This is a genomic window from Plastoroseomonas hellenica (assembly GCF_018129085.1).
GTDB classification, from domain to species: Bacteria; Pseudomonadota; Alphaproteobacteria; order Acetobacterales; family Acetobacteraceae; genus Plastoroseomonas; species Plastoroseomonas hellenica.
In genome coordinates this window covers 83,304-97,657 of record NZ_JAAGBB010000027.1, presented here as the reverse complement: position 1 = coordinate 97,657, position 14,354 = coordinate 83,304, and the positions used below count along the sequence as shown (strand labels likewise).

Below are 14,354 nucleotides of genomic sequence, written 5' to 3'. Positions count from 1 at the left end.
CCACGCCGTGCTCGCCGCCATCGCGGCGGCACCCGGCCGCCGGGCGCCCGATCTCGCCGCGCGGCTCGGCTGGCCGGCCGCCCCCTTCAAGATTGCGGTCCGGCACCTGAAGGCACTCGGGCTGACGGAGAGCCTCGATGTGGGGTATCGCTTGTCGGCGCGCGGCCGCGCATTCCTTTCGCACCCCGGTTAGGCTCCCGTGTCCCATAACAGCTTCGGCCATCTCTTCCGTGTCACCACCTGGGGCGAGAGCCATGGCCCGGCGATCGGCTGCGTCGTCGACGGCGTGCCGCCGCGGCTCGCGCTGACGGAAGCCGATATCCAGCCCTTCCTCGACCGCCGCCGTCCCGGGCAGTCGAAATTCGTCACCCAACGGCAAGAGCCCGATCAGGTCCGCATCCTCTCGGGCGTCTTCGAGGGGCTGACCACCGGCACCCCGATCGCGCTGGTGATCGAGAACCAGGACCAGAGGAGCAAGGATTACGGCGAGATCAAGGACCGCTTCCGCCCCGGCCATGCCGACCTGACCTATGAGCTGAAATACGGCATCCGCGACTACCGCGGCGGCGGCCGGTCGAGCGCGCGGGAGACCGCGATGCGGGTCGCGGCCGGCGCCATCGCCCGCCGGATGCTGGGCACCGAGGTCACGCTCCGCGGCGCGCTCGTGAACATCGGCGGCGATGCCGTGGACCGCGCCGCCTGGGACTGGGCGGAGGTCGAGCGCAACGAATTCTGGTGCCCTGATCCCGCCGCCGCCGCCCGCTGGGAAGCGAAGCTGCTGGAGGCGCGCAAGGCCGGCTCCTCGCTCGGCGCGGTCATCGAGATCGTCGCGGAAGGCGCGCCGCCCGGCCTCGGCGCGCCGGTCTACGGCAAGCTCGACGCCGAGCTCGCCGGCGCGCTGATGAGCATCAACGCGGTAAAGGGTGTCGAGATCGGCGAGGGCTTCTCGGCCGCCGCCCTCTCCGGCGAGGGCAATGCCGACGAGATGCGGATGGAGCCGGATGGTCGCGTCCGGTTCCTGTCGAACCATGCCGGCGGCATCCTCGGCGGCATCTCCACGGGACAGCCGATCGTCGCGCGATTCGCGGTGAAGCCCACCTCCTCCATTCTGGCGCCGCGGCGTGCGGTCGATAAGCACGGGCAGGAGGTGGAGGTGATGACCAAGGGCCGGCACGACCCCTGCGTCGGCATCCGCGCCGTGCCGGTGGGCGAGGCGATGGTCGCCTGCGTGCTGGCCGACCACCTGCTGCGCCACCGCGCCCAGAACCCGGATGCCCCCAGCCAGGCGCGCCTGCCCCGCAACTGAGGGGGCTGCGGGGCTTCTCCACCTCTGCCGCGCCAGCTTCCTCGCCGATGCCACCAGCATCGGCTGCGTCAGCCGACACGCCAGGGACGAAAATCCCTCGCCAGCCCTCCGACCGGCCATTCCGGCCCGGCACTGAGCAGGTGCAGCAGAGCGGCTTGACGCGATCCCGTTACGGCGGGAACATCCTTTCGCGACCCGGCGCCCCGCCCCGTCGCACCCGGCCCGATTCCTGGGCCCGGACAGTGCATCCACAGGTTGAACCGGCTTCGCCGCCGGAGTGGTCGGCCCCTGGCAGGGATCGGCACCCCGCCTGACGTGGCCTGACAGGATCGCGCGCCATGCCTTTCGACGATGCCACCTCCGACGTGGAGGGACTCGCCGGCTTTCTGGAGCTTTGCGAGCCCGGCGCCTTCACCGGTCGCATCGCGGAACTCACCCGCCGTGCCCAATCTGGCGCCCTGCAAGGGCGCGCGGCGCAGCAGCGGCATGCGCTGGAATTCGCGCTCGCCCGCCTGGCCGATCCCGCCGGCCAAGCCCGCGCGACCCCGCTCGAGCGCCGGATCGGCGGCCTGGCCCGCGACCTCGCGACGCTCGCCGAAAGCTTGCCGTCCCCGGTGCGGCAACGGCTGCGGGACCGGGTGGCCGCGGCGCTGGATGGGGAGGCGACGCTGGTGCCGGTCTTCCACCTGATGCGGACCGCTGCCCGGCACCGGGCCCGCGGCTTCGAGGTGCGCTTCGACGGGCTGGTGGACCGGACGCCGCATGACCTGACCATCAGCCGCGGCGATGTCGAGGCGGAAGTCGCCTGCGAGACCGCCTCCGCCGAGGATGGAAGGCCGCTGCACCGGGGCGACTGGTACGCGCTGGTCGACCGCATCAATCCGGAGTTGCAGACCTGGCTTGCCGCGCATCCGGGCCGCTATCTGCTGAAGATGACGCTGCCCGACGGCGTCGCCTCCCCGGACCAGCTCGCCGGGCTGCATCGGCGCATCAGTGCGCTGCTGAAGGATTCCCGGCGCCAGGACTCGAGCGCCGATGCGGTGTTGAAGCTCGATCCGCTGATCCTGGCGGGCGTCCAGGCGGCGGGCGCCGGGTTGCCGGCGCGGCTCCGCGCCCAGTTCGGGCCGGAGGCGCATCTGGCGGTGACGGCCGATGCCGGCGGTAAGGGCGTCTTCGTCATGGCGGCGCGCGCCGGCCAGGCCGACGAGGTCTCGGCGGCGCTCTGCCGGCGCATGGCTGCCGCGGTGCCCGAACGGCTCTCCGGCCGCAAGCCCGGCATCCTCGCGATGTTCCTCGACGACGTGGACCGCACGGAGTGGCGGACGTTGCGGGAGACGCTGGAGCTGGAAGGCGCGGCGCGGCGCTTCCTGACGGAGGCCGTCGCGAAGCCGGTCGTCGCCATCTCCTGCGCATCGCGCATGGAACTCTATGGTATGGCGGCGCCCGATGCCGCGCCGGAGGGCGAGCTGCGCTTCCGCAATCCGTTGCATCCGGCGGCAAAGAGCGCCGCGCTGGCGCCGGCAATCACGTCATCCGTGTGACCGGCCTCCCACAAAATCGTCAAGCAACCGGCACGCTCAAGCCATGTTCTCGGCGTGAACTCAGATCGTCGCCGAATCCCGGCACACCGCGTTGGAGGACTTCCCGGTCATGAGCCCGATGCTTTCGGAGCGCGAGCGTGAGTCGAAGCTCGCGGAGCTGGATCGCCTGCTGAACGACCCCGAAACCCATATGGACCCGCACCGCGTCTGGGCCCTGCTCGCCGAGGTCTCGACAACCAGACAGACCACCACGATCCGTCAGGCCTGAATGAAAATGAACACGGATCGGTCGTTTTGACCGATCCGAGGCCGTGAAGGCGGCCCGCCGCTGGAGCATGATCGCTCCAAGCCGGAGCGACCATGCTCCAGCCACTTTGTTCGACCGCGTGATTCACGCTTATCGGCGCTTCCACCTAAAGCGATCACGCTTTAGGGCGGCGAAGCCAAGGATGGCGGATGCCGTCCGCCCGGCGTCTGAGGGCCGGTCAAGTGCGTTCCGCGCCGATCAGGAATTCGCGATTGCCCTCGGGCCCGGTGATCGGGCTCTCGGTGATGCCGAGGACCCGCCATCCGGGAAGGCCAGACCACCAGTCGCGGATCATGGCGCAGACCGCGTCGTGCACGGCGGGATCGCGCACCACGCCGCCCTTGCCCACCTGACCCGGCCCCGCTTCGAATTGCGGCTTGATCAGCGCGCAGGCGAAGGCGCCGGGCGCCGCGAAGCCGAGCACCGCCGGCAGCACGGTGCGCAGCCCGATGAAGCTCGCGTCGCAGACCACGGCGCCGACCGGCTCCGGGACCTGCGTCGCGTCCAGGCGCCGCGCATTGACCCGTTCCAGCACCACCACGCGCGGATCGTTGCGCAGCTTCCAGGCGAGCTGCCCATGCCCGACATCGACCGCATAGACCCGCGCCGCGCCGTGGTGCAGCAACACATCGGTGAAGCCGCCGGTCGAGGCGCCGATGTCGAGCGCGACAACCCCCTCGGCCCGGAAGCCGAAATGCGCCAAGCCGTGGTCGAGCTTCAGCCCGCCGCGCGACACCCAGGGGTGCGGCTGTCCGCGCACCTCCAGCGCCAGGCCTTCGGGCAACGGCTGGCCCGGCTTGTCGATGCGCATCTCGCCGGAGAAGACCTTGCCGGCCAGGATCAGCGCCTGGGCGCGGGTGCGGCTCTCGGCGAGGCCACGCTCCACCAGCACCTGATCGGCGCGCTGCTTCGCGGCCATGCTCAAGCAATCGGCGGATGGGTCGCGAGCCAGTGCCGCGCGATATCGGCGCGGCGGCAGACCCAGACATCCGGATGCCGCGCGACATGGGCCAGGAAGCGCTTGAGCGCCGCGGCACGGCCGGGCCGCCCGACGATGCGGCAGTGCAGCCCGACCGACATCATCTTCGGCGCCCCGGCCCGCCCCTCGGCGAGCAGCGTGTCGAAGGCATCCGTCAGGTAGCGCTCGAACCCGTCGGGCGAGGAGAAGCCTGGCGGCACCGCATACTTCATGTCGTTGGCATCGAGCGTATAGGGGATGACGAGATGCGGCTTCCCCGCGGCGGTCACGTAGTGCGGCAGGTCGTCGTCATAGGCGTCGCTGTCGTAGAGGAAGCCGCCATGCTCGGCGACCAGGCGCCGGGTGCGCGGGCTGATGCGGCCGGTGTACCAGCCGACCGGGCGGCTGCCGGTCAGGCGCTCGATGGTCTCGACGCAGCGCGCGATCTCGGCGCGCTCCGTCGCTTCGTCGGTGTCGTGATAGTCGATCCAGCGCCAGGCATGGGAGGCGACCTCATGCCCGGCGGCCGCAAAGGCCCGTGCGACGGTCGGGTTCAGCTCCAGCGCGCGGCCGACGGCATAGATCGTCAGCGGAAAGCGGTGCTCCGCGAAGGTGCGCAGCACGCGCCAGACGCCGGCGCGGGCGCCATAGTCGAACTGGCTCTCGACCGTGCGGTTGCGCTCGCCGAGCACCGGGGCGCCGCCGGGGACCTCGTGCAGATAGAGCTCGCTGCCGGCATCGCCGTTCAGCACCGTATTCTCGCCGCCCTCCTCGTAATTCAGCACGCAGGAGAGGGCGAGCCTGGCGCCGTTCGGCCAGCGCGGGTCGGGCGGCGTCTCGCCATAGCCCAGGAAGTCGCGGGGGTAATCGGTGTCGCCGGCAAGGCGGTGGGGTTCGGTCATCCGAATCGGCGCCTCCTCAGCGCTCCGCATGGGCCGCGGCGGTTGCTGTCATCTGGCCGCGCTTTCCTTTCATCCCGGGGGTCGGGCAGGCTCAGCCCATGATGCGCGCGCTGGTCCCTTTCGGCCTAGCCCTCCTCGGCGCCTCTGCCGCGGCGCAGGAGCCGTGGAGCTTCCGCTGCCCGACCGCCGGCACCGTGGCGCGCTTCCAGCCCGGCCCCACGCTGCGCTACGAGGGCACCGGCGATGCCGCCGTGCTCTGCCGCATCGGCGGTCAGCGGACGCCCTGGGTGCTCGGCGTCGCAGGCAATGAGGACCCGGTCGGCCGGGCGATGCAGGAAACCCTGGCGGGTTTCTTTCCGGCGCGCCCTGGCGCCCGCGCCGGGCTGCCGCCCCGTGACCCCTCCGGCATCGGCGCCAGCGAGCTGACCCTTGCGGGCTTCGAAGCCGTCGAGGTCGCCGGCCAGTCCTACCAGGCGGCGTGGATCGACTTCTCCTATCGCCGGTCCGTCGACCGCACTCAGCGCTTCACGGCCTGGCTCGACCAAGCGACGGGGACCCTGCTGCGGATGATCTACGAGGATACCGAAGGCGCCAGGCGGGTCGATGCGCGCGCCGTCGCGATCGACCCGCCCTGAGGCGCGGCCCCGGGATCAAGCCGCGGCGGCCGCCTTCTCCGGCAGCCGTCGACGCCGCGCCGCCCAGGCCTGGTTGAGCGCGCTCTCCGGCTTCGCCACCAGCCGCTCGGCGATCAGCGCATCCGCCATGTGCGCGTCGCCCGCCCTGAGCGCCGCTTCGACCAGGGTCCAGGACAGGACGTCCCGCTGCGCATGGCTGCCGCCGAAGCGCTGGGCGACCGCGCGGAGCGGCAGCAGATGCGCGATGGCGGCGGCGCAGTCGCCACGCCCGAAGGCCTCGAAGCCGCGGCAGGCCGGCAGGCCGACATCGCGCGTCATCATGGCGTTGGTGCCGCCGCCGGCGGCCGCCCGCTCCAGCGTCCCGAGCAACGCGCGCTGGCTGTCGCGATCCCCGAGCCCGACGAAGGTCATCATCGCGTGCAGGTCGTTGAAGGCGTAGTGGCCATGCGCGATCCGGGCGCCCCAGCCTTTCGCCAGAAGCGACCAACGCGGGCCGACATCATGCCCGAGTGCCATCAGCCGCCAAAGCAGAGCGGAGCCATCCACCATCTCCAGCGCCTGGCCGAAGCCGCCGGCCGAGATCCGCTCGTCGAACAATGCGAGCGCGCCGGCGATGTCCCCCTGCTCGATCCGGAACAGCGCCAGGTGCCACCAATTGTGGAAGGCGAGCAGGTTGTCCGGCGCCCAGCCGGGCGAGGTCTGCTCCAGCCAGGCCGCCCCGTCGGCGGTGCGGCCGGTCATCTCCATGACATGGGCGACGGCGTGTACGGCCCAGCCGTCGCGCGGGTTGATCGCGACGCCTTCCCGCCCCGCGGCTTCCGCCTTGGCATATTCGCCGCATTCCTCGAGCCCGAAGGCATGCATGCCGAGCAGGAAGCCGTAGCCCGGCACCTGCCGGTCCCAGGCGGGCAGCACGCGCGTGATCCGGTCGCGCAGCATCAGGGACTGGCCGAGGTAGAAATCACCGAGCTGGGCGAGCTGGACCGCTAGCAGGTCGCGCGGGTGGTCGATGGCGATGCGGCCCCAGGCTTCCGTGGCGCCGGCGAAATCGCCTTCGGCCCAGAGCTGGGTGGCGGCGACATAGGCCCGTTCCCGCGCATTGCCGCGCGGCGCCAGCGCGCGGGCGGCGCCGAGCGATGCCTGAAGCTCCGCATCGAAGGCCTGGTCGGCGGCGGTCGCGATGATGCCGGCGCGGGCGGCATGGGCCATGACCATGTCCGGATGCTCGGCGATGACAGCGTCGAGCGCGGCGATCGGGTCGGCCTCATAGGCGTGGAATTTCAGGATGGCCCGCTCCAGCCCGCCGATCCCAGCGGCATCGGTCGCGGAAAGTGGGTTGCCCCATCGGTCGGTGGTCATGTCGTGATCTCCCGGCAGGCAGGCGGCAGAGGGGCCGCGATGGCGGGAGGCATGGCCGATCAGGGCACGGCCTCGCTAGCCGACGCGTGGTGTACTTCGCTCTGGAGTGAAGCTCCTCTGATATCAGTGCCTTGTCGGGCAGATTCCCGCTGTGTCCGAAAGCACTCGCCGGTCACTGTACCTCCGGTACAGTCGCCGCATGTCCAGCCTGCTCGCCACGCGCAAGGACAGCACCACCCGCGACCGCCTGCTGGATCTCGCCGAGACGGCGATCCTGCAGAAAAGCTTCGCCGCGACCTCGATCGAGGAACTGGTGGCTGGCGCGGAGATCTCGCGGAGCGGCTTCTTCTACCATTTCAAGGACAAGGGGCAGCTCGCGAAGGCCCTGCTGCTGCGCTACGTCGAGCGCGACCGAGCGATCCTGGACGACATCTTCGCGCGTGGCGATGCGCTGAACGACGATCCGCTGCACGGCTTCCTGGTGGGGTTGCGGCTCTTCGCGGAGATGACAGCGTCACTGCCGGAAGCCTATCCCGGCTGCTTGGTCGCCGCCATCTGCTACCAGGAGCAGCTCTTCGACCGGGAGATCCGTGCCATCAACCGCGATGCGGTGCTGGCCTGGCGGACCCGTTTCCGGGCGCGCTTCGACCGCATCGCCGCGCTCTATCCGCCACGCATCGAGGTCGATCTCGACGACCTCGCGGACATGGCCTCCGCCATCGTGGATGGCGGCATCACCTTGTCCAAGACGCTCCGCGAGCCGCTGCTGCTCTCCCGCCAGGTGACGCTCTATCGCGCCTTCATCCGCGCGGTGTTCCTGGGCGGCTGAGGAGCGCGGCAAGCGCGGCCGCGGGGCTGGTGAGCGGCAGGCCGCGCCGGCAGAGCGCCGCGGCGCCCGCCATCGACGCCTGGGCAAGCGCCACCGTCGCATAGCCTTCTGCAAAGCCGGCATCGGCCGCTTCGGCGACGCGCGCGTGGTAGCCGGGCAGGTCGCCGGCGCGGAAGGCGTCCCAGGCGTCCGGCACCAGCCGCATCTCGAAATCCGCGCCATGGACCGCGAAGAGCGCGCGGGTCGGCGCCTCCGTGGTGGCGACGGCGTAGAGCACCAGCCGCGGCCCGGGCGCCGTGGCAGTCGCTGCCGCCAGCGCGGCGTCGACCCGAAGCGCCAGGCCATCCGCCGAGGGGCCGAGGGTGGAGCAGGTCAGCAGCACCGCATCGGCTTCCGCGGCGAGCCCCGCCAGCAGGGCGCGGGTCTCGTCCCGGATCGCCGGCGTCAGGCCGCCGGCGCCTTCCGCCACCGACAGAAGATCGGCCCGCACCACATGGCGCAGGGATGCGCCAGGCGGGCGGGCCGCTTCGAAGACCGCCGCATTGCTGTCGACCGTGTGGAGACAGGCAATGCGGATAGTCATCGGTCTCTTGCTCAGTTCTTGGCTTTATCCACCAGCTGGTTCTTGCTGATCCAGGGCATCATGGCGCGGAGCTTCGCACCCACTTCCTCGATCGGATGCTCCGCGAGGCGGCGGCGGGTCGCCTTGAAGCTCGCCTGGTTCACCTTGTTCTCGAGCATCCAGTCGCGGGCGAACTTGCCGGACTGGATGTCGGTCAGCACGCGCTTCATCTCGGCCTTGGTCTCGGCGGTGATGATGCGCGGGCCGGTGACGTATTCGCCATATTCGGCCGTGTTGCTGATCGAGTAGTTCATGTTGGCGATGCCGCCCTCATAAATGAGGTCGACGATCAGCTTCACCTCGTGCAGGCACTCGAAATAGGCCATTTCCGGCGCGTAGCCGGCTTCGACCAGGGTCTCGAAGCCCGCCTTGATCAGCTCGACCAGGCCGCCGCAGAGCACGGTCTGCTCGCCGAACAGGTCGGTCTCGCACTCTTCCTTGAAGGTCGTCTCGATCACGCCGGAGCGGCCGCCGCCGATCGCCGACGCGTAGGAGAGCGCGATCTCCAGCGCATTGCCCGAGGGGTTCTGGTGCACGGCGACCAGGCAGGGCACGCCGCCGCCCTTCTGGTACTCGCCGCGGACGGTGTGGCCGGGTCCCTTCGGCGCGATCATGAAGACGTCGATGTCGCTGCGCGGGTCGAGCAGGTTGAAATGCACGTTGAGGCCATGCGCGAAGGCGAGTGCAGCACCTTCCTTCATGTTGGCGTGCAGGTGATCGCGATAGAGATCACCCTGGCCCTCGTCGGGCGTCAGCACCATGACGACATCGGCCCACTTCGCGGCCTCGGCCGGCGGCAGCACCTTGAAGCCGGCGGCTTCGGCCTTCTTCGCGGAAGCGCCCGGGCGCAGGCCGATGACGACATCCTTCACGCCGGAATCGCGCATGTTCATCGCATGCGCATGGCCTTGGCTGCCGAAGCCGATGACCGCGACCTTCTTGGCCTTGATCAGGTTCACATCCGCATCGCGGTCGTAGTAGACGCGCATCTCGCGCTCTCCTCTCTTGGTCTTATCGGAAGAAGGTCAGGCGTGCAGGCCGCGCGGCCCGCGGACGATCGCGACCGCGCCGGTGCGGCACACTTCCGCGAGGCCGAGCGGGCGCATCAGCGCGATGAAGGCATCGAGCTTGTCGGCATTGCCGGTCATCTCGAAGACGAAGCTCTCGGTCGTCGCGTCGACGACGCGGGCGCGGAAGGCTTCGGCGAGGCGCAGCGCCTCGATCCGCGCATCGCCCGCACCCACCACCTTGATCAGCGCCAGCTCCCGCGACAGATGCGGGCCTTCGCGCGTCAGGTCGCTCACCTTGTGCACCGGCACCAGGCGGTCGAGCTGCGCCTTGATCTGCTCGATCACCATCTCGGTCCCGCTGGTCACCACGGTGATGCGGGAGAGGCGCCGCTCCTCGTCGACGGGTGCCACCGTCAGGCTGTCGATGTTGTAGCCGCGGCCGGAGAACAGGCCGACGACGCGGGCCAGGATGCCGGCCTCGTTCTCGACCAGCACCGCGATGGTCGCGGTGCGCTGCATGGTGTCGCTCATGATCGTCGTGCCGGCCTCAGACCAGCACCTTCCCTTCGTCGGTGACGCCGGCGACGCCGCCCTCCTGCCCCGGCCCGAGGATCATCTCGTTATGCGCGGCGCCGGAGGGGATCATCGGGAAGCAATTCTCCTTCGGGTCGACCGCGATATCGGCGATGACCGGCTTGTCGATCGCGATCATCTCGCGGATCGCGCGGTCGAGGTCGGAGGCGTCGGTCACCCGCATGCCGACCGCGTGGAAGCTCTCGGCGAGCTTCACGAAATCGGGCAGCGCCGCGGAGTAGCTCTCCGAATAGCGGCCGCCATGCAGCAGCTCCTGCCACTGCCGCACCATGCCCATGTACTCGTTGTTCAGGATGAAGATCTTCACCGGCAGGCGATACTGCGCGAGGGTTCCCATCTCCTGGATGTTCATCAGGATCGAGGCCTCGCCGGCGATGTCGATCACCAGCGCATCGGGATGCGCGATCTGCACGCCGGTCGCGGCCGGCAGGCCGTAGCCCATGGTGCCGAGCCCGCCCGAGGTCATCCAGCGGTTCGGCTGCTGGAAACCGAAATACTGGGCGGCCCACATCTGGTGCTGGCCGACCTCCGTCGTGATGAAGGTCTCGCGCCCGGTCTCGCGGGTGATCTCATAGAGCCGCTTCACCGCGTGCTGCGGCTTGATGATCTTGCCTTCCTGGCGGTAGCGCAGGCAGTCCTTGGCGCGCCAGGCATCGATCTGCCGCCACCATTCGGTGATCGCCGGCTTGTCCTGCGGCGTCTCGTCGGCCTGCCAGCAGGCGAGCAGCGCCGCGAGCACGGCACCCGCGTCGCCCACGATCGGCACGTCGACCTTGACGTTCTTGTTGATCGAGGACGGGTCGATGTCGGCGTGGATCTTCTTCGAATGCGGCGCGAAGTGGCTGAGCTTGCCGGTCACCCGGTCATCGAAGCGCGCGCCCAGGTTCAGCATGACGTCGCAGCCATGCATCACGAGGTTCGCCTCGTAGGTCCCGTGCATGCCGAGCATGCCGAGGAACTGCGGATCGTCCGCCGGGAAGGCGCCGAGCCCCATCAGCGTGTTGGTCACGGGAAAGCCGGTCAGCTTGGCGAAGTCGCGCAGCAGGCGCGAGGCCTCCGGTCCCGCATTGATGACGCCGCCGCCGGCATAGATCACCGGACGCTTTGCGCCCTTCAGCAGCGCGACCGCACGGCGGATCGCGCCGGCATCGGGCTCCGTCACCGGGCGGTAGCTGCGATGCGCCTCGGTCGGCGCCTCGGTATAGGGCGCCTTGTTGATCAGGATGTCCTTCGGCAGGTCGATGACCACCGGGCCGGGACGGCCGGACTTCGCGACATAGAAGGCCTCATGCACCACGCGGGCGAGGTCCTCGCTGCGCTTGACCAGGTAGTTGTGCTTGGTCGCCGGGCGGGTGATGCCGGTGGTATCAGCCTCCTGGAAGGCATCGTTGCCGATCAGATGCGTCGGCACCTGCCCGGTCAGGCAGACGACGGGGATGCTGTCCATCAGCGCATCCACGAGGCCGGTCACCGCATTGGTCGCGCCGGGACCGGAGGTCACCAGCACGCAGCCGACGCGGCCGGTGGAGCGCGCATAGCCTTCCGCGGCATGCACCGCCGCCTGCTCGTGCCGCACCAGGATGTGGCGGATGGCGTTCTGCTGGAACAGCGCATCGTAGATGGGCAATACCGCGCCGCCGGGATAGCCGAAGATGACCTCGACACCCTGCTCCTTCAGCGCACGAAGGACGACCTCCGCACCCGTCAGGGTCGCGGCGTCGGCAGGCTTCGGATGCTGGGTGGCGGACATGGCGTGGTTTTCCTCGGTGCCTTCCGTTGGGGAAGGCGCGAAGCCTTAGACCTCACGCTGCGCCGCGTCAACGCAGGTTTTGCAGAAATGCCAAGAAACCAGCCCTGTCACTTTCCGAAAATTGCGCAAGACCCGCGAACCGCGCATTGATCCTATGCGTCGGGCCCGCAGCAGCCAGCCCTTGATGCCGGAACCAGGTCGCCTGCCGCTTCGTGTATTGCCCGGTGTTGAGGATCGCCCGCGCACTCGCGGCCTCGAGCGTCATGCGCCCGGCCAGATGCGCGACGAGTTCCGGCACCCCATGGGCACGCATCGCCGGCAAGGCGGGGTCGAGGCCGCGCGCCGCCAGTGCCGCCACTTCCCCGAGCGCCCCCTGGTCCAGCATCGCCCGCCAGCGCGCGGCGATCGCGGCGCGCAAGGCGTCGCGCGGCGGGTCGAGCAGCATCACGGCGAAGCGCCAGGGCGCGGGCGGCATGCTGGCCTCCGCCTGCCAGGCCACGATGCCGCGGCCGGTCGCGCGCCACACCTCGAAGGCGCGGGCCAGGCGCTGGCCGTCGGAGGGCCGGACCCGCGCGGCGCTCGCGGGGTCCAGGGCCGTGAGCCGCGCATGCAGTGCGGCCGGGCCCTCCGCCGCCAACAGGCCCCGCGCCTCGGCCCGCGCCACCGCGGGGATCGGCGGGATGGCGGCGATCCCCTCGGTCAGCGCCTTGAAGTAGAGCCCGGTCCCGCCGCAGAGGATCGGCAGCCGGCCGGCCGCCCGCGCCGCCGCCATCGCGACCAGCGCCTGCTCCCGCCACCAGGCGACGGAGGCCGCCTCGGCCGGGTCGCGCAGGCCATAGAGGCGGTGCGGCACCCGCGCCTCATCGGCCGGCGTCGGCTGCGCCGTGATGACGGCGAGCCCGGCATAGACCTGCATGCTGTCGGCATTGATCACTGTGCCGCCGAGCATCTCCGCCACTTCGAGCGCGAGCGCGGATTTGCCGGATGTCGTCGGCCCCGCCACGATCAGCGCCGGCGGTTGATCGGTCACCATCCCCCGTGCATACCGCGGATACCATGGACCATGTGTTGACCCTGATCGCGCCGCCCGGCGCGCTCACCCCTGCCCTCGTCACCCGCGGGCGCGACGCGCTGCGCGCGCTCGCGGCCGAGACCGGTGCTGCCGCCTGGCTCGGCGAGGCGGAGGCGGCGGACATCCCCTTCGCCGGCATCGCGCCCGACCAGGCCAGCGCCGCCGCGACAGCGGCCCTGTCCGATGCGCCGGTCGACGCCATCGCGCAAGGGGCGGAAGGCCGCCGCAAGCGTCTGCTGGTCGCCGACATGGACAGCACCATCGTCACCTCCGAGACGCTGGACGAGCTCGCGGCCTATGCCGGGCTCAAGGAGAAGATCGCCGAGATCACCCGCCGGTCGATGAACGGGGAGCTCGATTTCGCGGCCGCGCTCCGCGAGCGGGTCGGCATGCTGAGGGGCCTGTCCGTCGAGGCGCTGGAACGCACCTGGGAGGGGACGGTGCTGACGCCAGGCGCCGCCGTGCTGGTCGCCACCATGCGCGCCCATGGCGCCTTCTGCTGCCTCGCCTCCGGGGGCTTCACCTTCTTCACCGGCCGCGTCGCCGACCGGATCGGCTTCGACCTGCATGTCTCGAACACCCTGCTCGAGGAAGGCGGCAAGCTGACCGGCGCGGTGGTCGAGCCGATCTTCGACCGCGATTCCAAGCTCGCCACGCTGAAGCGCCTGGCCGCCGAGCGCGGCCTGCCGATGGCAGCGACGCTCGCGGTCGGCGACGGCGCCAACGACCTCGCGATGATCCAGGCGGCCGGCCTCGGCGTCGCCTATCACGCCAAGCCGATCGTCGCGGCCGCGGCGCGGGCGCGGGTGGACCGCAATGACCTGCACGCCCTGCTTTTCGCCCAGGGCTATGCGCGCGCCGACTTCGCGGCAGCCTGATCCAGCCTGACACTTTGCGGCCGGGCCACGGCCTGCTATTGCGAAGCACTCGCAATTAGGGATGCCGGCCCCATGCCTGCCGACGACTGCGGCCACCATCTGGAGCCCGCCCCCGGGGAGCGCAGCGCCCTCGACCTCGCTTCCGGGGAACTCTTCGTCCTCGCGGCGCTCCGCGCCTGGGTCGCGCCGCTCCGCGACCCCGAGGGCACCCACCCGGACTGGCGGGCGCTGTTCCGCATGGCCGGCGTCGCCGCCGACGCCGCCCAGGGCTTCGACCAGCTTATGGGCATCGTCGCCCGCAGCGCCATCCGACTACTCGACGTGCGCTGCTGCCGCTGCCCGGGGCTCGGCGCCGACGAGGAGGCGCTGCTGCGCATCACCGGCGCGCTGCAGGCCGGGGAGGCGTTGAGCGCCCTCGAGGAGCTCACCGACTGGCTGCCGCAGGCCGCGCTGGTGCCCGCCCTGCAGGGCGCCCAGCGCTTCGCCACGCTGACCGCGGCCGCGGGGCTGCGGCTTCCCTCCGGCCCGTCCCCGGCCCAACCTCCGCCCGCCGATGCCGGGCGAGTGCTTCACTGACATTTCCCGTCTGAT

The 14,354-nt window shown here is 70.6% G+C and carries 16 protein-coding genes; 8 read left to right on the top strand and 8 right to left on the bottom strand.

The window, feature by feature from the left end; genetic code table 11:
• From GXW71_RS21380 to GXW71_RS21365, 4 genes are all read left to right on the top strand, one after another.
• Positions 1-193, top strand: a 193-nt coding sequence (locus GXW71_RS21380) for a hypothetical protein (protein WP_211854707.1), incomplete at its 5' end; no start/stop codon positions are given.
• Between the two features lie 6 nt (positions 194-199).
• On the top strand, positions 200-1,306 hold the full coding sequence (aroC, locus tag GXW71_RS21375; protein WP_211854706.1) for a chorismate synthase: 1,107 nt from the start codon (positions 200-202) through the stop codon (positions 1,304-1,306).
• 338 nt (positions 1,307-1,644) lie between these two features.
• On the top strand, positions 1,645-2,847 hold the full coding sequence (locus tag GXW71_RS21370; protein ID WP_211854705.1) for a hypothetical protein: 1,203 nt from the start codon (positions 1,645-1,647) through the stop codon (positions 2,845-2,847).
• A 109-nt stretch (positions 2,848-2,956) separates the two neighbouring features.
• Complete coding sequence (locus GXW71_RS21365; protein ID WP_246526754.1) at positions 2,957-3,115, top strand: peptide chain release factor 1; 159 nt, start codon at positions 2,957-2,959, stop codon at positions 3,113-3,115.
• A gap of 217 nt (positions 3,116-3,332) precedes the next feature.
• Here the strand turns inward: GXW71_RS21365 and GXW71_RS21360 are convergent, their stop codons facing one another.
• Positions 3,333-4,073 carry a TlyA family RNA methyltransferase gene (locus GXW71_RS21360; protein WP_211854704.1) on the bottom strand — a complete coding sequence of 247 codons (741 nt, stop codon included), beginning with the start codon at positions 4,071-4,073 and terminating at the stop codon, positions 3,333-3,335.
• A gap of 2 nt (positions 4,074-4,075) precedes the next feature.
• Positions 4,076-5,014 (bottom strand): allantoinase PuuE, encoded by a 939-nt coding sequence (puuE, locus tag GXW71_RS21355; RefSeq protein WP_211854703.1) that lies wholly within the window; start codon positions 5,012-5,014, stop codon positions 4,076-4,078.
• A gap of 98 nt (positions 5,015-5,112) precedes the next feature.
• Here puuE and GXW71_RS21350 point away from each other — a divergent pair, with 98 nt between their 5' ends.
• Entirely contained in the window at positions 5,113-5,649 is a 537-nt protein-coding gene (locus GXW71_RS21350) for a hypothetical protein (RefSeq protein ID WP_211854702.1), read from the top strand.
• 15 nt (positions 5,650-5,664) lie between these two features.
• Here GXW71_RS21350 and GXW71_RS21345 read toward each other — a convergent pair whose 3' ends face one another.
• Positions 5,665-7,008 carry a tetratricopeptide repeat protein gene (locus GXW71_RS21345; RefSeq protein WP_211854701.1) on the bottom strand — a complete coding sequence of 448 codons (1,344 nt, stop codon included), beginning with the start codon at positions 7,006-7,008 and terminating at the stop codon, positions 5,665-5,667.
• A gap of 199 nt (positions 7,009-7,207) precedes the next feature.
• Between GXW71_RS21345 and GXW71_RS21340 the strand changes: the two genes are divergently transcribed.
• On the top strand, positions 7,208-7,837 hold the full coding sequence (locus tag GXW71_RS21340; protein ID WP_211854700.1) for a TetR/AcrR family transcriptional regulator: 630 nt from the start codon (positions 7,208-7,210) through the stop codon (positions 7,835-7,837).
• On the opposite strand, the gene GXW71_RS21335 is transcribed toward GXW71_RS21340, so the two are convergent.
• The 5 genes from GXW71_RS21335 to miaA form a co-directional block, all read right to left on the bottom strand.
• Positions 7,809-8,420 (bottom strand): hypothetical protein, encoded by a 612-nt coding sequence (locus GXW71_RS21335; protein WP_211854699.1) that lies wholly within the window; start codon positions 8,418-8,420, stop codon positions 7,809-7,811. The genes GXW71_RS21340 and GXW71_RS21335 overlap by 29 nt on opposite strands.
• 11 nt (positions 8,421-8,431) lie before the next feature.
• Positions 8,432-9,448, bottom strand: coding sequence for a ketol-acid reductoisomerase (ilvC, locus tag GXW71_RS21330; RefSeq protein WP_211854698.1), 1,017 nt, complete (start codon positions 9,446-9,448; stop codon positions 8,432-8,434).
• Positions 9,449-9,484: 36 nt separating this feature from the next.
• Positions 9,485-10,000 (bottom strand): acetolactate synthase small subunit, encoded by a 516-nt coding sequence (gene ilvN, locus GXW71_RS21325; protein WP_211854697.1) that lies wholly within the window; start codon positions 9,998-10,000, stop codon positions 9,485-9,487.
• Between the two features lie 16 nt (positions 10,001-10,016).
• The gene (locus GXW71_RS21320; RefSeq protein WP_211854696.1) at positions 10,017-11,813 is read right to left on the bottom strand and encodes an acetolactate synthase 3 large subunit; all 1,797 of its coding nucleotides are present in this window, start codon (positions 11,811-11,813) and stop codon (positions 10,017-10,019) included.
• Positions 11,814-11,880: 67 nt separating this feature from the next.
• Entirely contained in the window at positions 11,881-12,846 is a 966-nt protein-coding gene (gene miaA / locus GXW71_RS21315) for a tRNA (adenosine(37)-N6)-dimethylallyltransferase MiaA (RefSeq protein ID WP_211854695.1), read from the bottom strand.
• A 23-nt stretch (positions 12,847-12,869) separates the two neighbouring features.
• On the opposite strand from miaA, the gene serB reads away from it, so the two are divergent.
• Positions 12,870-13,763 carry a phosphoserine phosphatase SerB gene (gene serB, locus GXW71_RS21310; RefSeq protein ID WP_211854694.1) on the top strand — a complete coding sequence of 298 codons (894 nt, stop codon included), beginning with the start codon at positions 12,870-12,872 and terminating at the stop codon, positions 13,761-13,763.
• 72 nt (positions 13,764-13,835) lie between these two features.
• The gene (locus GXW71_RS21305) at positions 13,836-14,339 is read left to right on the top strand and encodes a hypothetical protein (RefSeq protein ID WP_211854693.1); all 504 of its coding nucleotides are present in this window, start codon (positions 13,836-13,838) and stop codon (positions 14,337-14,339) included.
• The last annotated feature ends 15 nt before the right edge of the window (positions 14,340-14,354 follow it).